A 16813-nucleotide genomic window follows, 5' to 3' on the forward strand; every position below is an offset into this window, starting at 1 on the left:
TGATCATGCAAACAACAGGAATCTGTGAGGCCAGCCGTTAGCATGAGGTTCATGTCGACCACCCGCCTCGTTGTCCTCGGCGCCGTGAAGCAGTTCCAGCCCGTGCACGGGTACTTCCTCCGCCGCGAGCTCATGACCTGGCACGTCGACGAATGGGCGCACATCCAGCCCGGATCGATCTACAACGCCTTGCGTGCCCTCGAGGTCGACGGGTACATCGCCGAGAGCGGCACCGAGGCCGAGGGCAAGCGCCCCGCCCGCACGACGTACCGCATCACTCCGGCCGGCGAGGTGGAACTGCAGAGGATGCTGCGCGAGAACCTCTGGAACGTCGCCGCCTTCGACACCCAGGCCATCATGACCGTGGCCTCGTTCATGTTCGTGCTGAGCCGTCAGGAGGTGATCGCCGGCCTCGAGCACCGCCTCATCAAGAGCGACGCGATCATCACGCAGAACGGCTTCGACGTGCAGGACACGCTGCGCTCCGAGACGACGCCGAAGTACGTACGGGAGATCTTCGACCTCTCCACCGCCCGCCTCACGGCCGAGAAGCAGTGGCTGCTCGATCTGCTGGAGCGTCTGCGCGGCGGCGAGTACACCTTCGCCGGCGAGACGGTCGAGGGTGCCGCGCCGACCGACGCCGCACCCTCGAGCTGACTCAGCGCGACGAGACGAGTGCTGTGATCGACGCGGGCGAGAGGGCCGACGTCGTCGCCCCGCGATGCTGAGCCACGACGGCTCCGGCGGCGCAGGCTCGGACCAGAGCATCCTCGATGCTCTCCCCGTGGGAGAGCGCTGCGGCCAGCACACCGCAGAAGGCATCGCCGGCACCTGTCGAATCCACCGGATCGATGCGGAACGCATCGATGTGCAAGGTCTGCTCGTCCGTGCGGTGCAGGGTCACTCCCCCGGCTCCTTGCGTGAGCACGATGGTCTGCGCGCCGGCCGCGTGCAGACGGTCGACGCCACCGAGCTCGGTACACTCGGTCTCGTTCACGACCAGCACATCGACATCCGCGAGCATCCCGACCGTCGAGGCATGAGCGGGCGCGGCGTTGAGGATCGTCAGGGCACCGGCCGTCCGCCCCGCCTGCAGTGCGGCCGCGATGCTCCCGACGGGAACTTCGAGCTGCGCGAGGACGACCGCGGCTCCGGCGACCCCGGCGACCGCGTCGTCCGTGTCGAGCTCCGCGTTCGCGCCGGCCGCGACGATGATGCTGTTGTCGCCGTCGTCGAACGCCAGCACGTGGGCGACGCCGGTCGGCGCAGCGGCACTGCGGCGCACGGCCGCCACCACTCCGGCATCCGCCAACGTCTGCTGCAGCACGTCGGCCGCCTCATCCTGTCCGACGACCGCACAGAACCGTGTGGGCGCCCCGCTGCGGGCGGATGCCACGGCCTGATTCAGCCCCTTGCCTCCGGAGAAGCGGCCACCGGCCCGGCCGAGCAGGGTCTCGCCGACGAGCGGGGGGCGCGAGACCTCGACCACGAGATCGAGGTTCGCGCTCCCCACGACGGCGACACCGTCGAGGATGTCAGACACGCGACATCGTCCGTCGGTACTGCGATCCGGTGTGCGAATCGGCGAGCGCCGGCGTCGGCGTGCCGATCAGACGCTCACGCAGCGACTGCGGCTCCGACGAAGGCTCGACGATCGCGCCGCGCTCCTTGAGGATCGGCAGCACATGCTCGATGAAGTCGACCGTCGATGCCGGCGGGATGACGGGGGCGAACAGGAATCCGTCGAGGTCGGCGCCGTCGGCGAGCTCGATCATCCGGTCCGCCACCTGCTCGGGCGTGCCGACGATCGGGCGGGCACCGACACCGTGCGCGTGCCAGTCGCCGAGCACGTCGCCGACGGTCTTGTCGGCGAAGCGGGCCACCTGCGTCTGCGAGAGCTCGGTGCTGAGCTCGGACATCGGCGTGTTCGGCGCGTACGCGGACAGGTCGAGCCCCGTGAACCAGGCGTAGGAGGCGACCGTGACATCGGGGTTCTGCGCGTCGGCGACTTCGGCGTACTTGCGCTGCGCCTCTTCTTCCGTGCTCCCGACGATCGCGGCGAACGCCGACATGATCTTCACCTCGTCTGCCGCGCGGCCGTTCTTCACGGCCTCCTCGCGGATCGCCGAGGAGTGCGCACGCAGCTGCTCGACCGAACCGCTGCCCACGAAGATCGCCTCGCCGTGCTTGCCACCGAATTCACGCCCCGCGGGCGACGCTCCGGCCTGGAACAGCACCGGGGTTCCCTGCGGCGAGCGCGAGGTGTTGCCATAGCCGTGCGAGCGGAAGTAGGGCCCGTCGTGGGCGATGCGGTGCACCTTGGAGGGGTCGGCGAACCGGCCGGACTTGTCACGCTCCAGGGCGCCCTCTTCCCACGCCTGCTCCCAGAGCTTGTAGACGACCTGCATGAAGTCGTCGGCCATGAGGTAGCGCTCGTCGTGACCGACCATCGGCACACCGAAGCCCTGCACCGCGGTGTCGGCGGTGCCGGTGGTGACCACGTTCCAGCCGATGCGACCGCCGGAGAGGATGTCGAGGGTCGCCATGCGGCGGGCGAAGGAGTAGGGCGGTTCGAGCAGGGTCGAGCCGGTGGCCACGAGCCCCAGGCGCGTCGTCTCGGGGATGAGCGCGGCGAGGATGATCGCCGGGTCGAGACGCGGCAGGTCGAGGCCTTCGACGGAGCAGATGTCGGGCCGCTCGCCGGCGACGTCGGCCCAGCCCCAGGCATCCGCGAGGAACAGGAAGTCGAACCCGGCGTCCTCGACCATGCGCGCGGTGTCGCGCCAGTAATCGAGCTTGTCGAACAGGTAGCGCCCGTTGTCGGGGTGCCGCCAGGTCGCGGTGCCGGAGTCGTTCGCCTGCGCGTTCTCGAAGAGGCCGAGACGCAGCGGCTTGACGGTGTTCTGATCGGTCATGTGCGGGTGCCTTCCTTGTGGGTGGTTCTGGTGGATCTGGAGTGATTCCGGGCACGCCGGAGGAATCCCGGGACGGGTTGGGGGGGTGCCCGTCCCGGGAGGCGGGTGCGCGTCAGCCCTTGGCCGTGACCTCGCCGTCGCTCCACCAGAGCACGCGCTTGCGCACCAGGGCGAGGACGATGATCAGCAGCACACCGAGCAGGCACAGCAGGGCGATGCTGGCCCAGGTGACGGGCAGGTTCGCCTGTGCGGCCGAGGTGGTGACGAGCGAACCGAGGCCGGCCTGCTGTCCCGCCGCGACGAACTCGGCGACCGCGGCGCCGACCACGGCGAGCGGCAGGGCGATGCGGAGACCGGCGAACACGTAGGGCATGCTTCCGGGGAAGCGCAGCTCGCGGAAGATCTCCCACCGCGAGGCATGCAGCGTCTTGAAGACGTCCATGGCCTTCTGGTCGACGTCGCGCAGACCCGCCAGCGAGTTGACGAGCATCGGGAAGAAGACCACGAGCCCCGTCACGATGAACTTCGGCACCATGCCGAATCCGAAGGCCACGACCAGCGCCGGGGCGATCGCCACGATCGGGGTCACCATCACGATGATCACGAGCGGCATCACGGCCCGCTCGATGATCTGGAACTCGGCCATGACCACGGCCAGCAGGAAGCCGGCGAGGATGCCGGCGGAGGCGCCGACCACCACTTCGAGCAGCGTGACGAGGAAGTTCGACCAGTACATGCCGGCGTCGTCGACGAGGCTGCCGCCGATCGCCTCCAGCGTCGGGAGCACGTACGGGTTGGTCCAGGCCACGATCTGCCAGAGCAGCGCGGCGATCACGAACGTGATCAGGGTGGGTCCCCACGATCCCCAGCGCAGCCAGGCGGGGATGCCCCGATGCGGCTGGGCCTTCAAACGGGCGGTCGCGAGGGTCGCGGTCGTGTCTCTCATCGTCAGCTCAGACATGGGCCTTCTCCGTCTGCGCGCGCAGCGCATCGCGCACGACTGCTTCCATCTCGCGGAACTCCTCCGTGGCATAGGACTGCTCGTCGCGCGGCCGCGGCAGGTTCACATCGATCACCTGAGCGATGCGCCCCGGGTGGGCTGCCATCACCACGATGCGATCGGAGAGCATGATCGCCTCCGGCACCGAGTGCGTGACGAACATGACGGCCTTGCGATTGGACTGCCAGAACTCCAGCAGGGCGATCCGCTGCAGGTCGCGGTTCATCTCGTCGAGCGCCGAGAACGGCTCGTCCATCAGCATGATGGCCGGGTCGAACACGAACGCCCTGGCGATCGCGGCACGCTGCTGCATGCCGCCCGAGAGCTGGCCGGGGTACTTCTTCATCGCCTGACCGAGCCCGAAGGTCGCCAGCAGCTCCGCGGGGTCGCGCAATGTGCGACCTGAATTCGCCTTGGCGTTGATCCGCACCGGCAGCTCGACGTTCTCGCGCACCGTCTTCCACGGCAGCAGCGCGGGCGACTGCGGCACGAGGCCGATCTTCTTGTCGCGCGAGGCCGCGGTGACGCTCTCGCCGTCGATCGTGACGGTGCCCGAGTCGGCATCGAGGAGACCGGCGACCACCTTGAGCAGCGTGGACTTGCCGCAGCCGCTGGGGCCGATCACCGACACGAATTCACCCATGCCGATCGTGAGACTCACATCGTCGAGCACCGTGACCTTCGCGCCGTCGACGCCGAAGGACTTCGAGACGTTCCTGACCTCGACGCCTGCGCCCTGTGCGACCGACATCACTTCGCCGGCCATGTGAGGGTGTCGCCGTCGTAGAGGTCGGCGACCAGGTCGGCGTCCATCATGTCGGCGATCGCGGGCAGGTTCTTGACGTCGCCGTACTTCTTCACGAGGGCGTACTCAGGCTCCCACATGGACTCGTTCTGCACGCCGGGGTTGCCGCCGGCGCTCTCACGCACCCACGCGGACTCGACCTCCCACGTGCGGGCGAGCTGGTCGCGCGGGAACGCGGCGCCCTGGTTGTTGTCTTCCGCCAGCTTCGCGAGCTTGTCGATGCAGGCATCCGATTCGTCGAGGCAGTACTGCAGCGCCTTGAGGCTCGCCCGCATGAAGTCGGCGGCGACCTCGCGGTGCTCGTCGAGGAAGCGGGAGTTGACCTCCATCACGTTGTACGTGCCCTCGACGCCGAGGTCGGCGGGAAGGAACTCGCTGAACGGCAGACCCTGCGCCTTGAGCGACTGCGGCTGGTTCGAGGCGTAGCCGACGATCGCGTCGACCTGCTCACGGACGACGACCGTGGGGTCGTAGTTGGTCATCTTCACCATCTCGACCTTCGAGACGTCGACGCCGGCCTCGTCGAGCATGGCCGAGGCGATCGGGGTCAGGTTGATGAAGTACCCGAGCGATCCGCCCTCCAGGTCCTTCAGGCTCTCCAGCTTCTCGTTGCCGAAGATCGAGAACGGCGGGGTGGTGCCGTAGGTGGCGACCGCCGTGAGGTTCTTGCTGTTCGCCGCGGCCAGCATTACATCGGATGCGGAGCCGAGCGCGGTGAACTGCGCCTGACCGGATGCCACGAGCTGCTGCCCGTTGGCGCCTGAGGCGTTGATCTCCACATCGAGGCAGAGATCGTCGAAGTAGCCCAGCTCCTCGGCGAGGAACACGTCGAGCTGTCCGGCGCTGGCGGAATAGCCGTAGCCGGAGATGTAGGTGATGGTGCCGGCATCCTGATTCCGCTTGCAGGCGTCGGTGTCGCTCGCACTCGTGGGGGCGGTATCGCCGCCTGGCGTCTGCGCGGAGCATGCTCCGAGCGTCAGCGTGGCGGCGAGAACGCACGTCAGGGTGGCAGTGATGCGGAATCGGGTTTCCGCAGAGGAAGTAGCCATGAGGGTCCCTTCTCGGCCGTTCGTCATTGATGGCTCGATGAAAGTAACATAGTCAAGATTGACTAAGCAAGATCAAACTAACTTTTGACGAACGGCGGGAGCGGGACCCGCACTCAGCGAGGGGCGTGCGCCTCCAGGAACTCGTACACGTCGGTCGTGTCGACGCCCGGGAAGGCTCCGGTCGGCAGGGTCGCCAGCAGCGTGCGCGGGGTCTTCACGTTGGGCCAGGAGTTCTCGCGCCAGCGGTCCTCCAAGTCAGCCGGAGCCCGACGACAGCACACCTCGACCGAGTGCTTCGAGACGCCGCGGTGCGAGGTGTCGCGTCCCACGAACCACTTCGTGTCGTCGAAGCGCACCCCGACGCTCACCGAGTGCAGCCCCTCGCTCGACGACTCGACCCGGGCGGTGCACCAGTACGTGCCGTTGCCGGTGTCGGTGTACTGGTAGTACGGGTTGAAGCGGTCGTCCTCGTCGAACACCACGCGCGAGGTCCACCGACGGCAGCACATCTGCCCCTCGATGGCCCCGAGGCGGTCGGTCGGGAAGTTCACGTCGTCGTTCTCATACGCCTTCGTGATCGTGCCCGACTCGTGCACCTTCAGGAAGTGCACCGGAATGTCGAGGTGCCGCGTCGCGAGGTTCGTGAAGCGGTGCGCGGCCGTCTCATACGACACCGAGTACGCATCGCGCAGGTCTTCGATCGAGATCGCCCGTCGCTGCTTGGCATCCGTCAGCGCCGGGACGACATGCGCCTCCGGGATGAGGAGGGCGCCCGTGAGGTAGTTGGTCTCGACTCGCTGCCGCAGGAACTCGGCATAGCTGCGCGGCTCGGAGTGCCCGAGGATGCGGCTCGACAGCGCCTGCAGCACGGCGGTGCGGGCATCACCCTTCGCGGGCACGCTGCTCGACAGGTACAGTCGACCGTTCGCGAGATCGGCGACGCTGCGGGTGGTCTGCGGCAGGTCGGGCGCGTAGTGCAGGGTGAAGCCCAAGTAGGCGGCGATCTCGGATGCGGTGCGCTGAGTCAGCGGCCCACCGGGATGCCCGACCGCGGCGAGGATCTCGGCGGCCTTCGCCTCGAGGTCGGCGAAGTGGTTGTCCTGCCGCCGCATCAGGTGTCGCAGCTCGACGTTCGCCCGCCGGGCCTCCTCGGGCGTCGCGGCGCGCTCGTCCTTGAGCCGATCGATCTCGCCGTGCAGCGCGAGCAGGGCCTTCAGCGCATCCGTCGGCAGGCTCTTCGCGATGCGGAACGGCTCGATGCCCAGCGCCTGGAACGTCTGCCCCTTCATCGCCCGCTCCAGCGCGATCTCGACCGCACTGCGCTCGTCGAGCGGCTCGCCCTCCAGCAGCGCATCGATCGTGACCCCGAGCGCCCGGGCGATCGCCTGCAGCTGGGTGAGCTTGGGTTCGCGCTTGCCGGTCTCGATCATCGACATCTGACTGGGCGCCCGATCGACGGCGGAGGCGAGGTCGTCGAGGGTCATCCCCTTCGCCGTGCGGAGCTGGCGGATGCGCCGACCGATCGTGAGGGCGTCGGTCTCTTCTGCAGCGTCGATGGTGCTCATGCGGCCGATTCTGTCACAGAAACAGAATTTCAGCCGATCTTCTCCTTCGGATCGGTCGTTCTGGGCCTCGAACTTCACTCACAGTGGAACCACGCCACACCGGCACAGCCGCCGGATCCACCGAGGAGACACCATGACGAACACCGCCCACACCCCGACGCCCCGCCCCGCCGGTCTGCGAGCCGGCGACCAGGTTCAGACGGCCGCCGAGCTCCAGGAGATCTGGGACACCGATCCCCGCTGGGACGGCGTCGAGCGCACCTACTCGGCCGAAGACGTCATCCGCATCCGCGGCTCCGTTCGCGAAGAGGCCACACTCGCCCACCGTGGGGCCGACAACCTGTGGAACCTCCTGCACACCGAGGACTACGTCCGGGCTCTCGGCGCCTACACCGGAGGTCAGGCCGTGCAGCAGGTGCGGGCCGGCCTCAAGGCCATCTACCTCTCCGGATGGCAGGTCGCCGCCGACGGAAACCTTGCCGGTCAGACCTACCCCGACCAGTCGCTGTACCCCGCGAACTCGGTGCCGGCGGTCGTGCGCCGCATCAACAACGCGCTCATCCGTCAGGACCAACTGGAACACGCTGAGGGTGAGACCACGCAGGACTGGCTCGCCCCGATCGTGGCCGACGCCGAGGCCGGCTTCGGCGGACCACTGAACGCGTACGAGCTCGCGCAGTCGCTCATCCAGTCGGGTGCCGCCGGCATCCACTGGGAGGACCAGCTGGCGAGCGAGAAGAAGTGCGGCCACCTCGGCGGCAAGGTGCTCGTGCCCACCCAGCAGCACATCCGCACCCTGAACGCGGCCCGCCTCGCGGCCGACGTCGCGGGTGTGCCGACCGTCATCATCGCCCGCACGGATGCTCTCGCCGCCGACCTGCTCACCAGCGACGTCGACGAGCGGGACCAGGAGTTCACCACCGGTGAGCGCACGACGGAGGGGTTCTACCGGATCCGCCCTGGTCTGGAATCGGTGATCAGCCGCGGGCTCGCCTTCGCCCCCTACGCCGACCTGCTGTGGGTCGAGACCGGAGAGCCCGACATCGAGCTCGCGCGCAACTTCGCCGCAGCCATCCACGCGCAGTTCCCGGGTAAGCTCCTGGCCTACAACTGCTCTCCGAGTTTCAACTGGAAGAAGCACCTGTCCGACGCCGAGATCGCGACGTTCCAGCAGGAGTTGGCTGACCTGGGCTACAAGTTCCAGTTCATCACGCTCGCCGGCTTCCACGCCCTGAACTACTCGATGTTCGACCTCGCCCGCGGCTACGCCGATCGCGCCATGAGCGCCTACGTCGAGCTGCAGGAGGCCGAGTTCGCCGCAGAAGCCGACGGCTACACCGCCACCAAGCACCAGCGCGAGGCGGGCACCGGCTACTTCGACGTCATCTCCACCGCGCTCAACCCCGACAGCGCGACGCTCGCCCTCGCCGGCTCCACCGAAGCCGCGCAGTTCCACTGATCCGCACGCCCCCTCCGCGCGCGTGGCCCCTCTTGTCGCATCGTTCGACACCAACCGAAGGACTCACGATCATGACCACTCCCACCGCTCCCCCGACCACGGCTCCGATCCAGACGACCCAGCAGGGTCCGGCGATCGAGGTCACCGGCCCCATCCGCGACCGCTATGAGGAGATCCTCACCCCCGAGGCGATCGCCTTCCTCACCGAGCTGCACCACCGGTTCGCATCCCGTCGCCACGACCGGCTCGCCGACCGGATGCGCCGCCGCTTCGAGATCGGCAACGGGCACGATCCCCGCTTCCGTGACGACACCGCGCACATCCGTGAGGACCGCGACTGGCGGGTCGCCGGCGCCGGACCCGGCCTCGAAGACCGCCGCGTCGAGATCACCGGGCCGACCGACCCGAAGATGACGATCAACGCCCTCAACTCCGGCGCGCGGGTGTGGCTCGCCGACCAGGAGGATGCCACGAGCCCGACCTGGAAGAACGTGATCGAGGGGCAGCTGTCGCTCCGGGACGCGATCCGCGGCGAGTTGTCGTTCACCTCGCCTGCCTCTGAATCCGGCCCCGGCAAGGAGTACCGCGTCACGGCGGAGCGCACGCCCACGATCGTGATGCGTCCTCGCGGGTGGCACCTGCCCGAGAAGCACATCGCCTTCATCGATCGCGCCGGTCGTCGCACCTCGGCATCCGGCTCCCTGGTCGACTTCGGCCTCTACTTCCTGCACAACGCGCAGGCGCTGATCGACGGCGGTCGCGGACCGTACTTCTACATCGCCAAGCTCGAATCCAGCGAAGAGGCGAAGCTGTGGGACGACGTCTTCTCGTTCAGCGAGGAGTACATCGGCATCCCGCACGGCACGATCCGGGCGACCGTGCTGATCGAGACCCTGCCGGCCGCGTTCGAGATGGATGAGATCCTCTACGAGCTGCGCGACCACTGCGCAGGGCTGAATGCCGGCCGGTGGGACTACATCTTCTCGATCATCAAGAACTACCGCGGCCGCGGGGCGCGCTTCGTGCTCCCCGACCGCAGCGAGGTCACGATGACGGTGCCGTTCATGCGGGCCTACACCGATCTACTCGTGCAGACCTGCCACAAGCGGGGCGCCTTCGCGATCGGCGGCATGAGCGCGTTCATCCCGAACCGCCGCGACCCCGAGGTGACGGCGCGTGCGATCGAGAAGGTCACGGCCGACAAGAAGCGCGAGGCCGGCGACGGCTTCGACGGCACCTGGGTGGCGCACCCCGATCTGATCCCCACGGCTCAGGCCGAGTTCGACGCCGTGCTGGGCGACCGCCCCAACCAGGTCGACCGGCAGCGTGACGACGTGCACGTCGAGGCCCGCGACCTGCTCGACCTGCACATCGGCCGTCCGATCACGGCGCAGGGCGTGCGGGACAACGTGTCGGTCGCCATCCGGTACTTGGAGGCCTGGCTGCGCGGGCTCGGCGCCGTGGCCATCGACAACCTGATGGAGGATGCCGCGACGGCCGAGATCAGCCGCTCGCAGGTGTGGCAGTGGATCCACCAGGACCGCACCACGCAGGACGGCACCCCGATCACGGCGGAGTACATCGAGGGTCTGATCACGCAGGTGCTCGCGCAGGCGACGCGCAGCCACGGCGACCGCTACGACGACGCCGCGGAGATCTTCCGTGAGGTCGCGCTGCAGGAGGAATTCCCCACCTTCCTCACTCTGGGCGCGTACAGCCGGTTCCTGATCGACGAGGACTGAGCGCGCGGAAGAGCCCCCGGGCTGCGGCTGATGCCGCGGCCCGGGGGCTCTTCCGCGTGTCCCGAGCCGGTACCGTCACACGTGCCTGGAGCCGGTGCCGACAGGCGGGCGTAGCCTGGAGGCATGACCGACGTCTGGGCGGACATCGCCTCCGAGTTCCTGCACTTCTACCCGCGCGGCCGTCGGCTGCTCGCGGTGGCCGGGGCGGATGCCGAGCGCTCGCGACAGGCAGCCGACGACCCCATGGCCGCGCTGACGGCGTCGGGGCAGCAGGTCATCCGAGAGCACTCGCCGGAAGGCGACGAAGCCGGGCTCCGCGCCGTGGTCACCGCGTTCCGCGAAGGCCCGAAGAGCGACGACATCCTGCTCGTCTCCGGGCCGGCGGCTCTGCTCGGCGAGCGCACCAGGGGCATGTGGAACTATGCGGTGTGGCAGCTGGCCGGCGACGAGCCGCCGCACACCGTCGCGGGTTCGATCGTCGATGTGACCGACCCCGCGCATCCGGTGCGACGCTTCGCCGACTACTGCGCGCTGCCTGCCTCCTACGGCGCCTGACCCGCACCGTTCAACGCGCGTCGGCCGGTTCGGCGTCGAGACGCTCCCGCACCTCGGACTCCAGCACCAGGTCGGCGGCGCCCAGTGCCTCCTCCAGCTGGGCGAGCGACGACACTCCGACGACGGGGATGACGGGGACCTCCGCACCGAGAAGCCACGCGAGGGCGACCTGGTTCGGTGTCGCGCCGATCTCCGCCGCGACTTCGTGCAGCAGCGCGCGGCGGGCATGACTGGTCGGGTGATCAACGCCTCCCCACAGCGGCTTGTCGAGGTGCGAGATCCCACCCTGGTGCAGCGGCGAGTACACGGTGATCGCGAGCGGAGGACGCTCCGGGGTCCCGGTGGATGCCGCGTAGTCGAGCAGGTCGGGGGTGACGAAGTTGTTCCGCCCGATGCGCGGCGCGGGGTACAGGAAGCTGTACTGCTGCTGCACGACGCCGTAGGGAGCGATGCCCTGGCGCTGCGCCTCCTCCCGCGCTTCGACGACACGCCAGGTGGGCACGTTGGAGATGCCGGTGATGCCGACGAGCCCCTCCGCCTGGAGTTCACCGAACGCGCCGACCGTCTCGGCGAGCGCGACATCCCGGTCGTCGACGTGGCCGTAGAGGACGTCGATGTGGTCGATGCCGAGGTGGCGGGCGCTCTCCGGGGCCTGCCGACGGATGACTTCGGCGGAGAGTCCCTCGAAGTTCGTGGGCGGGGTGTTCGACAGCGGCTTCGACGTATCCTTCTGCGCGGCGCCGAGCTTGGTGGCGATGCGGAGCGCGTCCCGGTTACCGCGGTCGCTCATCCAGCGGGCGAGCAGGTCTTCGCTGTCGCGGCCGTCGCCGCCTGCCCAGAGGCTGTAGTTGTTGGCGGTGTCGATGAACGTGCCGCCCGCCTCGACGAAGTGGTCGAGGATCGCGCGTGAGGTGGCCTCGTCCGTGCGGGTGCCGAAGTTCATCGCCCCCAGACACAGGGTCGAGACGTCGAAAGAGGTGCGGCCATCGGAGAGGGTGCGGTACTGCATGGTGTTCCTTTCTCGGGGATGGCTCCACGGTAGGGAGATATCGGCACGGGGATACACTCCAATCACGATGCAGACGACCAGACCGATTCTCGCGTGGGAGACGCTCCTCGAACTTGAGACCGAGGGCACCGACGCCCGACCACCGCTGCGGGACCGGGTGGAGAACGCACTGCGCCGCGCGATCGACGAGGGCCGTCTGGTCACCGGCTCGGCCGTGCCGCCCAGTCGCACCCTCGCGGAGACACTCGGGGTCTCCCGCTGGGTCGTGACCGAGGCGTACGGGCAACTGGTCGCCGAGGGCATGCTGGAGGCGAGGACCGGATCGGCCACCCGGGTGGCGGAGCGGCAGGAGGCGCCGGAGGCCACCCGGGGCAATGATCATCCCCGGCCGCGCGACCCTGCGCCCGCATCCGCACCGCCCATCCGCTACGACCTGCGTCCGGGCATCCCCGACCTGCGCGCCACTCCCCGATCGCGGTGGGCGGCAGCACTGCGCGCCGCGCTCGCCGACCTCCCCGATCGCGAGCTCGCCGCCGCGCACCCCTTCGGATACGCTCCCTCCCGCGCGGCCGTCGCCGCCTACCTCTCCCGATCGCGTCACGCGGACGCCGATCCCGACCGTGTCACGATCACCCACGGTGCCACCGACGGCATGGACATCCTCACGCGCGAACTGCACGGGCGCGGGCACCGGACGCTCCTCGTGGAGGATCCGAGCTGGCCACGGCTGCGGGCCGTCGCCGAAAACAACGGACTGCGCCCGATCCGGGTCCCGGTCGATGACGACGGCGTCGACATCGAGATGCTCGCTGCCCTGGCCACGCACACGGGGGCCCGTGCCGCGCTCGTGACGCCCGCGCACCAGTTCCCCCTCGGTGCAGCGCTCGCGCCGGCCCGACGCGAGCAGCTGGTCCGCTGGGCGCGAGAGCACGCGGGACTGGTCATCGAAGACGACTACGACGCCGAGTTCCGCTACGACCGCCGCCCCGTCCCCGCCCTGCAGCGCCTCGCGCCCGACCGCGTCGCGCTCATCGGCTCCCTGTCGAAGTCGGTGTCGCCCGCCCTGGGTCTCGGATGGATGCTGCTGCCGCCGGACCTCGCTCCCCCGCCCTCGGCAGCCCCGCCCTCTCTGATCGATCAGGCCGGCCTCGCGGAGTTCATCACGCGAGGCGACCTCGAACGGCACCTGCGCTCCTCACGCACCCGATTCCGCCGCCGACGACAACGGCTGCTCGACGCGCTGGGCACACGGCTGCCGGATCTGACCGTCTCGGGCATCGCCGCCGGCATGCACCTGGTTCTGACCCTCCCGTCGCATGTTCCGGCTTCCGCCGTGATCGGCGCCGGTGCCGCCGAGGGGCTGGCTCTCACCTCGCTGCGCCGCTATACCGACACAGCCGATCGCCCGGACGCGCTGGTCCTCGGATACGGAAATCTCGACGATGCTCTCGTCGAGGAGGCGGTCGCTCGCCTCGCCACCCTCGTCCGATGAGGCTCGAGCCGCGCGCACCCCACCGCTCCGGTCGCAGTTCTTGTCGGATGTAGCGCGTCAAGGCGACAGAAAGTGCGACCGGAGTCGACCTCGACGTGCCGACGACCCTCTCAGCGGAAGGAAGCGGCCACCGAGTTGCGGTGGTAGTCGAACACGATGCTCGTGCGCGTGGAGGCGACGCTGCTCTGCGCCGAGAGATGCTCGAGCACGAACTCGCGCATCTCCGACGAGTCGGCGACCGCGATGTGCAGGAGGAAGTCGTCGTCGCCACCGAGGAAGAAGAGCTGGATCACCGGCGGCAGCACGCGCACGCGGTCCGCGAACTCGACGATGCTCTCCCGACGTCCACTCGGACGCAGCGTGACGCCGATGATCGCCTGCAGGCCCGCGCCGAGCGCCCGCTCGTCCACACTCGCGTGGAACCCGGTGATCACGCCGCGATCGACCAGGGCGCGCAACCGGGCGTGCGCGGTCGACGGCGCGACGCCCAGGCGCCCGGCGAGCTCGGCGTTCGTCATGCGCCCGTCCGCCGTGAGCAGCTGCACGATCCTGGCATCGATCGCGTCGAGTGCCGGGGCCCGAACGGTGTTCGGCTCCGGGGCCTCTGAAGTCGTCTCCATACGAAGCATTATTCAGGATTTCCGCGCTTGACGAATCATCTTCACCGATTCTGTTGTTCCGTCGATGTTTCTGCGATCCTGGGTGCCGCACCGCATCACACCTGGAGGATCAATGAAGATCGGCGTCCCCACCGAGGTCAAGAACAACGAGAACCGCGTCTCCCTCACTCCCGCCGGCGCAGACCGCCTGGTGCGCGAGGGCCACCGCGTGCTCGTGCAGTCCGGAGCAGGGCTCGGATCGCGCATCACCGACGACGACTACCGCACGGCCGGCGCCGAGATCGTGGCGACCGCCGCCGAAGCGTGGGGCGAGGCCGATCTGGTCATCAAGGTCAAGGAGCCGATCGCCCAGGAATACGGCTTCCTGCGCGAGGACCTCACCCTCTTCACCTACCTGCACCTCGCGGCCGACCTCGCGCTGACGACCGCCCTCGTCGATGCCGGGACCACGGCCGTGGCCTACGAGACCGTGCAGCTGCCCGACCGCAGCCTGCCGCTGCTCGTGCCGATGAGCGAGATCGCCGGGCGGCTTTCGGTCACCATGGGCTCGTACTCGCTGCTGCGCTCTCAGGGCGGGCGCGGAATGCTGCTCGGCGGCATCGCCGGCACGCCACGCGCCAAGACTGTCGTCATCGGCGGCGGTGTCGCCGGAGAGCACGCCGCGGCGAACGCCCTCGGGCTCGGATCGAAGGTCACCGTGATCGATGTCTCGCTGCCGCGCCTGCGCGAGCTCGAGCACCGCTACGGCGGCGCCCTCGAGACCCGCGCCTCGAGCCGCTACGACATCGCCGAAGAACTCAAGACCGCCGACCTCGTGATCGGCTCCGTGCTGATCCCCGGCGCTGCGGCCCCCAAGCTCGTCACCGACGACATGGTCGCCGCGATGAAGCCGGGCTCCGTGCTCGTCGACATCGCGATCGACCAGGGCGGATGCTTCGAGGGATCGCACCCGACCACCCACGACGACCCCACGTTCGCGGTGCACGACTCGATCTACTACTGCGTCGCGAACATGCCGGGCGCGGTTCCCGAGACCGCGACCCGCGCCCTGACCAACGCGACCCTCCCGTACGTCTCGGCGATCGCCGGCAAGGGCTGGGAGCGCGCGGCATCCGAAGACGCGGCACTGGCTGCGGGCCTGAACGTGCAGGGCGGACGCATCACGCTGCCGGCCGTCGCGCAGGCGCACGGACTCGTCACCGGCTGACCTTCCGCACCCGAAAGAACTCCGGATCTTGGCGGCATCCCACACCTCTCCTGCCGCATCGACCCGAGTACGCTCGTAATCGTGACCGAACGCGCTCCTCTCTCCCGCAAGCTGTCCGCCATCGCCGAGTCCGCGACCCTCAAGGTCGACGCCAAGGCCAAGGCCCTCAAGGCCGAAGGCAAGGACGTCATCTCCTACGCCGCCGGCGAGCCCGACTTCGCGACGCCGCAGTTCATCGTGGATGCCGCGGCCGAGGCTCTGGCCGACCCGGCGAGCTACCGATACACGCCGGCCCCCGGCCTCCCGGCGCTGCGCGAGGCGATCGCCGCGAAGACCCTGCGCGACTCCGGCCTCGAGGTCGCCCCCAGCCAGGTGATCGTCACCAACGGCGGCAAGCAGTCGGTCTACCAGGCGTTCCAGACGGTGGTGAACCCCGGCGACGAGGTGCTGCTGCCCGCGCCGTACTGGACCACGTACCCCGAGGCCATCCGCCTCGCCGACGGCACCCCGGTCGAGGTCTTCGCCGGCGCCGACCAGGAGTACAAGGTCACGGTCGCGCAGCTCGAAGCCGCTCGCACCGCCCGCACCACCGCGCTCGTGTTCGTCTCGCCCTCGAACCCCACAGGCTCCGTCTACACCGCCGAGGAGACCAAGGCCATCGGCGAGTGGGCGCTCGAGCACGGCATCTGGATCATCAGCGACGAGATCTACCAGAACCTCACCTACGAGGGCGTCAAGGCCACCTCGATCGTCGAGGCCGTCCCCGAGGTCGCCGGTCAGACGATCCTGGTCAACGGCGTCGCGAAGACCTACGCCATGACCGGCTGGCGCGTGGGCTGGATGGTCGGCCCGGCCGACGCCATCAAGGTCGCCGGCAACCTGCAGTCGCACCTCACCAGCAACGTGAACAACGTCGCTCAGAAGGCCGCGATCGCCGCGCTCACCGGACCGCAGGACGAGGCCGAGCAGTTCCGCCAGGCATTCGATCGCCGTCGCCAGCTCATCGTGTCGGAGCTGTCGAAGATCGACGGCCTCGTGGTGCCGAACCCGCTCGGCGCGTTCTACGTGTACCCCGACGTGCAGGGCCTCCTCGGCCGCACCTGGGGCGGCGTGACTCCGACCACCTCGCTCGAGCTCGCCGACCTCATCCTCGACCAGGCCGAGGTCGCTGTCGTCCCCGGTGAGGCCTTCGGCCCGTCCGGCTACATCCGCATGTCGTACGCGCTCGGCGACGACCAGCTGCTCGAGGGCGTTCAGCGCCTGCAGCGACTGTTCGCCTGACCCGCTGAACCGACGAAGACCCCTCCCGTCTGCAGACGGGAGGGGTCTTCGTCATCTACACGAGGGAACTCAGGCTCACGCCGATAGGCTGTCGCTGCCATGAGGCGAGCGCCA

General features: G+C 69.0%; 15 protein-coding genes. 7 read left to right on the forward strand and 8 right to left on the reverse strand.

The genetic code is table 11. From position 1 onward, the window contains the following. Positions 1-51 precede the first annotated feature (51 nt). The gene (locus tag ACFVWL_RS02380; protein ID WP_387178033.1) at positions 52-657 is read left to right on the forward strand and encodes a PadR family transcriptional regulator; all 606 of its coding nucleotides are present in this window, start codon (positions 52-54) and stop codon (positions 655-657) included. Position 658: 1 nt separating this feature from the next. Here the strand turns inward: ACFVWL_RS02380 and ACFVWL_RS02385 are convergent, their stop codons facing one another. The 6 genes from ACFVWL_RS02385 to ACFVWL_RS02410 form a co-directional block, all read right to left on the reverse strand. Next, entirely contained in the window at positions 659-1543 is an 885-nt protein-coding gene (locus ACFVWL_RS02385; protein WP_387178035.1) for a ribokinase, read from the reverse strand. Beyond that, positions 1536-2915: an NtaA/DmoA family FMN-dependent monooxygenase gene (locus tag ACFVWL_RS02390; protein WP_387178038.1), complete on the reverse strand. Its 1380-nt coding sequence runs from the start codon at positions 2913-2915 to the stop codon at positions 1536-1538. The genes ACFVWL_RS02385 and ACFVWL_RS02390 overlap by 8 nt, the downstream gene beginning before the upstream one ends. A 112-nt stretch (positions 2916-3027) precedes the next feature. Then, positions 3028-3876: an ABC transporter permease gene (locus ACFVWL_RS02395; RefSeq protein ID WP_387178041.1), complete on the reverse strand. Its 849-nt coding sequence runs from the start codon at positions 3874-3876 to the stop codon at positions 3028-3030. After that, a complete protein-coding gene (locus tag ACFVWL_RS02400) occupies positions 3869-4666 on the reverse strand; it encodes an ABC transporter ATP-binding protein (RefSeq protein ID WP_387178044.1) in 798 nt (265 codons plus the stop codon). The genes ACFVWL_RS02395 and ACFVWL_RS02400 overlap by 8 nt, the downstream gene beginning before the upstream one ends. Continuing rightward, a complete protein-coding gene (locus ACFVWL_RS02405) occupies positions 4666-5769 on the reverse strand; it encodes an ABC transporter substrate-binding protein (RefSeq protein ID WP_387178046.1) in 1104 nt (367 codons plus the stop codon). Before ACFVWL_RS02405 ends, ACFVWL_RS02400 begins: the two co-directional genes overlap by 1 nt. Before the next feature lie 113 nt (positions 5770-5882). Next, positions 5883-7334 (reverse strand): helix-turn-helix domain-containing protein, encoded by a 1452-nt coding sequence (locus ACFVWL_RS02410; protein WP_387178049.1) that lies wholly within the window; start codon positions 7332-7334, stop codon positions 5883-5885. Between the two features lie 133 nt (positions 7335-7467). Here ACFVWL_RS02410 and aceA point away from each other — a divergent pair, with 133 nt between their 5' ends. The 3 genes from aceA to ACFVWL_RS02425 all read left to right on the forward strand — a co-directional run bounded on the left by aceA (position 7468) and on the right by ACFVWL_RS02425 (position 11090). Next, positions 7468-8793 carry an isocitrate lyase gene (gene aceA, locus ACFVWL_RS02415; protein WP_387178052.1) on the forward strand — a complete coding sequence of 442 codons (1326 nt, stop codon included), beginning with the start codon at positions 7468-7470 and terminating at the stop codon, positions 8791-8793. 71 nt (positions 8794-8864) lie between these two features. Next, positions 8865-10535: a malate synthase A gene (gene aceB / locus ACFVWL_RS02420; RefSeq protein WP_387178055.1), complete on the forward strand. Its 1671-nt coding sequence runs from the start codon at positions 8865-8867 to the stop codon at positions 10533-10535. A 123-nt stretch (positions 10536-10658) separates the two neighbouring features. Next, positions 10659-11090, forward strand: coding sequence for a hypothetical protein (locus ACFVWL_RS02425; RefSeq protein ID WP_387178057.1), 432 nt, complete (start codon positions 10659-10661; stop codon positions 11088-11090). 10 nt (positions 11091-11100) lie between these two features. Here ACFVWL_RS02425 and ACFVWL_RS02430 read toward each other — a convergent pair whose 3' ends face one another. Beyond that, on the reverse strand, positions 11101-12099 hold the full coding sequence (locus ACFVWL_RS02430; protein ID WP_387178060.1) for an aldo/keto reductase: 999 nt from the start codon (positions 12097-12099) through the stop codon (positions 11101-11103). Positions 12100-12166: 67 nt separating this feature from the next. On the opposite strand from ACFVWL_RS02430, the gene ACFVWL_RS02435 reads away from it, so the two are divergent. Further along, on the forward strand, positions 12167-13591 hold the full coding sequence (locus ACFVWL_RS02435) for a PLP-dependent aminotransferase family protein (protein ID WP_387178063.1): 1425 nt from the start codon (positions 12167-12169) through the stop codon (positions 13589-13591). Positions 13592-13701: 110 nt separating this feature from the next. Here ACFVWL_RS02435 and ACFVWL_RS02440 read toward each other — a convergent pair whose 3' ends face one another. Beyond that, on the reverse strand, positions 13702-14220 hold the full coding sequence (locus tag ACFVWL_RS02440) for an Lrp/AsnC family transcriptional regulator (protein WP_105526185.1): 519 nt from the start codon (positions 14218-14220) through the stop codon (positions 13702-13704). A gap of 103 nt (positions 14221-14323) precedes the next feature. Here ACFVWL_RS02440 and ald point away from each other — a divergent pair, with 103 nt between their 5' ends. Together ald and ACFVWL_RS02450 are read left to right on the forward strand one after the other, a co-directional pair. Then, on the forward strand, positions 14324-15418 hold the full coding sequence (ald, locus tag ACFVWL_RS02445) for an alanine dehydrogenase (RefSeq protein ID WP_387178066.1): 1095 nt from the start codon (positions 14324-14326) through the stop codon (positions 15416-15418). Positions 15419-15499: 81 nt separating this feature from the next. Further along, the gene (locus ACFVWL_RS02450) at positions 15500-16699 is read left to right on the forward strand and encodes a pyridoxal phosphate-dependent aminotransferase (protein WP_387178069.1); all 1200 of its coding nucleotides are present in this window, start codon (positions 15500-15502) and stop codon (positions 16697-16699) included. Positions 16700-16813: the final 114 nt, after the last annotated feature.

The sequence above is a fragment of the Microbacterium sp. NPDC058269 genome, from assembly GCF_042881445.1.
Taxonomy (GTDB): domain Bacteria; phylum Actinomycetota; class Actinomycetes; order Actinomycetales; family Microbacteriaceae; genus Microbacterium.

Coding starts and splice junctions, on each gene's coding strand:
- ACFVWL_RS02440 (WP_105526185.1), bottom strand. CDS start 14,220: ATGCTTCGTATGGAGACGACTTCAGAGGCCCCGGAGCCGAACACCGTT.
- ACFVWL_RS02395 (WP_387178041.1), bottom strand. CDS start 3,876: ATGTCTGAGCTGACGATGAGAGACACGACCGCGACCCTCGCGACCGCC.
- ACFVWL_RS02430 (WP_387178060.1), bottom strand. CDS start 12,099: ATGCAGTACCGCACCCTCTCCGATGGCCGCACCTCTTTCGACGTCTCG.
- aceB (WP_387178055.1), top strand. CDS start 8,865: ATGACCACTCCCACCGCTCCCCCGACCACGGCTCCGATCCAGACGACC.
- ACFVWL_RS02405 (WP_387178046.1), bottom strand. CDS start 5,769: ATGGCTACTTCCTCTGCGGAAACCCGATTCCGCATCACTGCCACCCTG.
- ACFVWL_RS02380 (WP_387178033.1), top strand. CDS start 52: ATGTCGACCACCCGCCTCGTTGTCCTCGGCGCCGTGAAGCAGTTCCAG.
- aceA (WP_387178052.1), top strand. CDS start 7,468: ATGACGAACACCGCCCACACCCCGACGCCCCGCCCCGCCGGTCTGCGA.
- ACFVWL_RS02435 (WP_387178063.1), top strand. CDS start 12,167: ATGCAGACGACCAGACCGATTCTCGCGTGGGAGACGCTCCTCGAACTT.
- ald (WP_387178066.1), top strand. CDS start 14,324: ATGAAGATCGGCGTCCCCACCGAGGTCAAGAACAACGAGAACCGCGTC.
- ACFVWL_RS02390 (WP_387178038.1), bottom strand. CDS start 2,915: ATGACCGATCAGAACACCGTCAAGCCGCTGCGTCTCGGCCTCTTCGAG.
- ACFVWL_RS02410 (WP_387178049.1), bottom strand. CDS start 7,334: ATGAGCACCATCGACGCTGCAGAAGAGACCGACGCCCTCACGATCGGT.
- ACFVWL_RS02425 (WP_387178057.1), top strand. CDS start 10,659: ATGACCGACGTCTGGGCGGACATCGCCTCCGAGTTCCTGCACTTCTAC.
- ACFVWL_RS02400 (WP_387178044.1), bottom strand. CDS start 4,666: ATGTCGGTCGCACAGGGCGCAGGCGTCGAGGTCAGGAACGTCTCGAAG.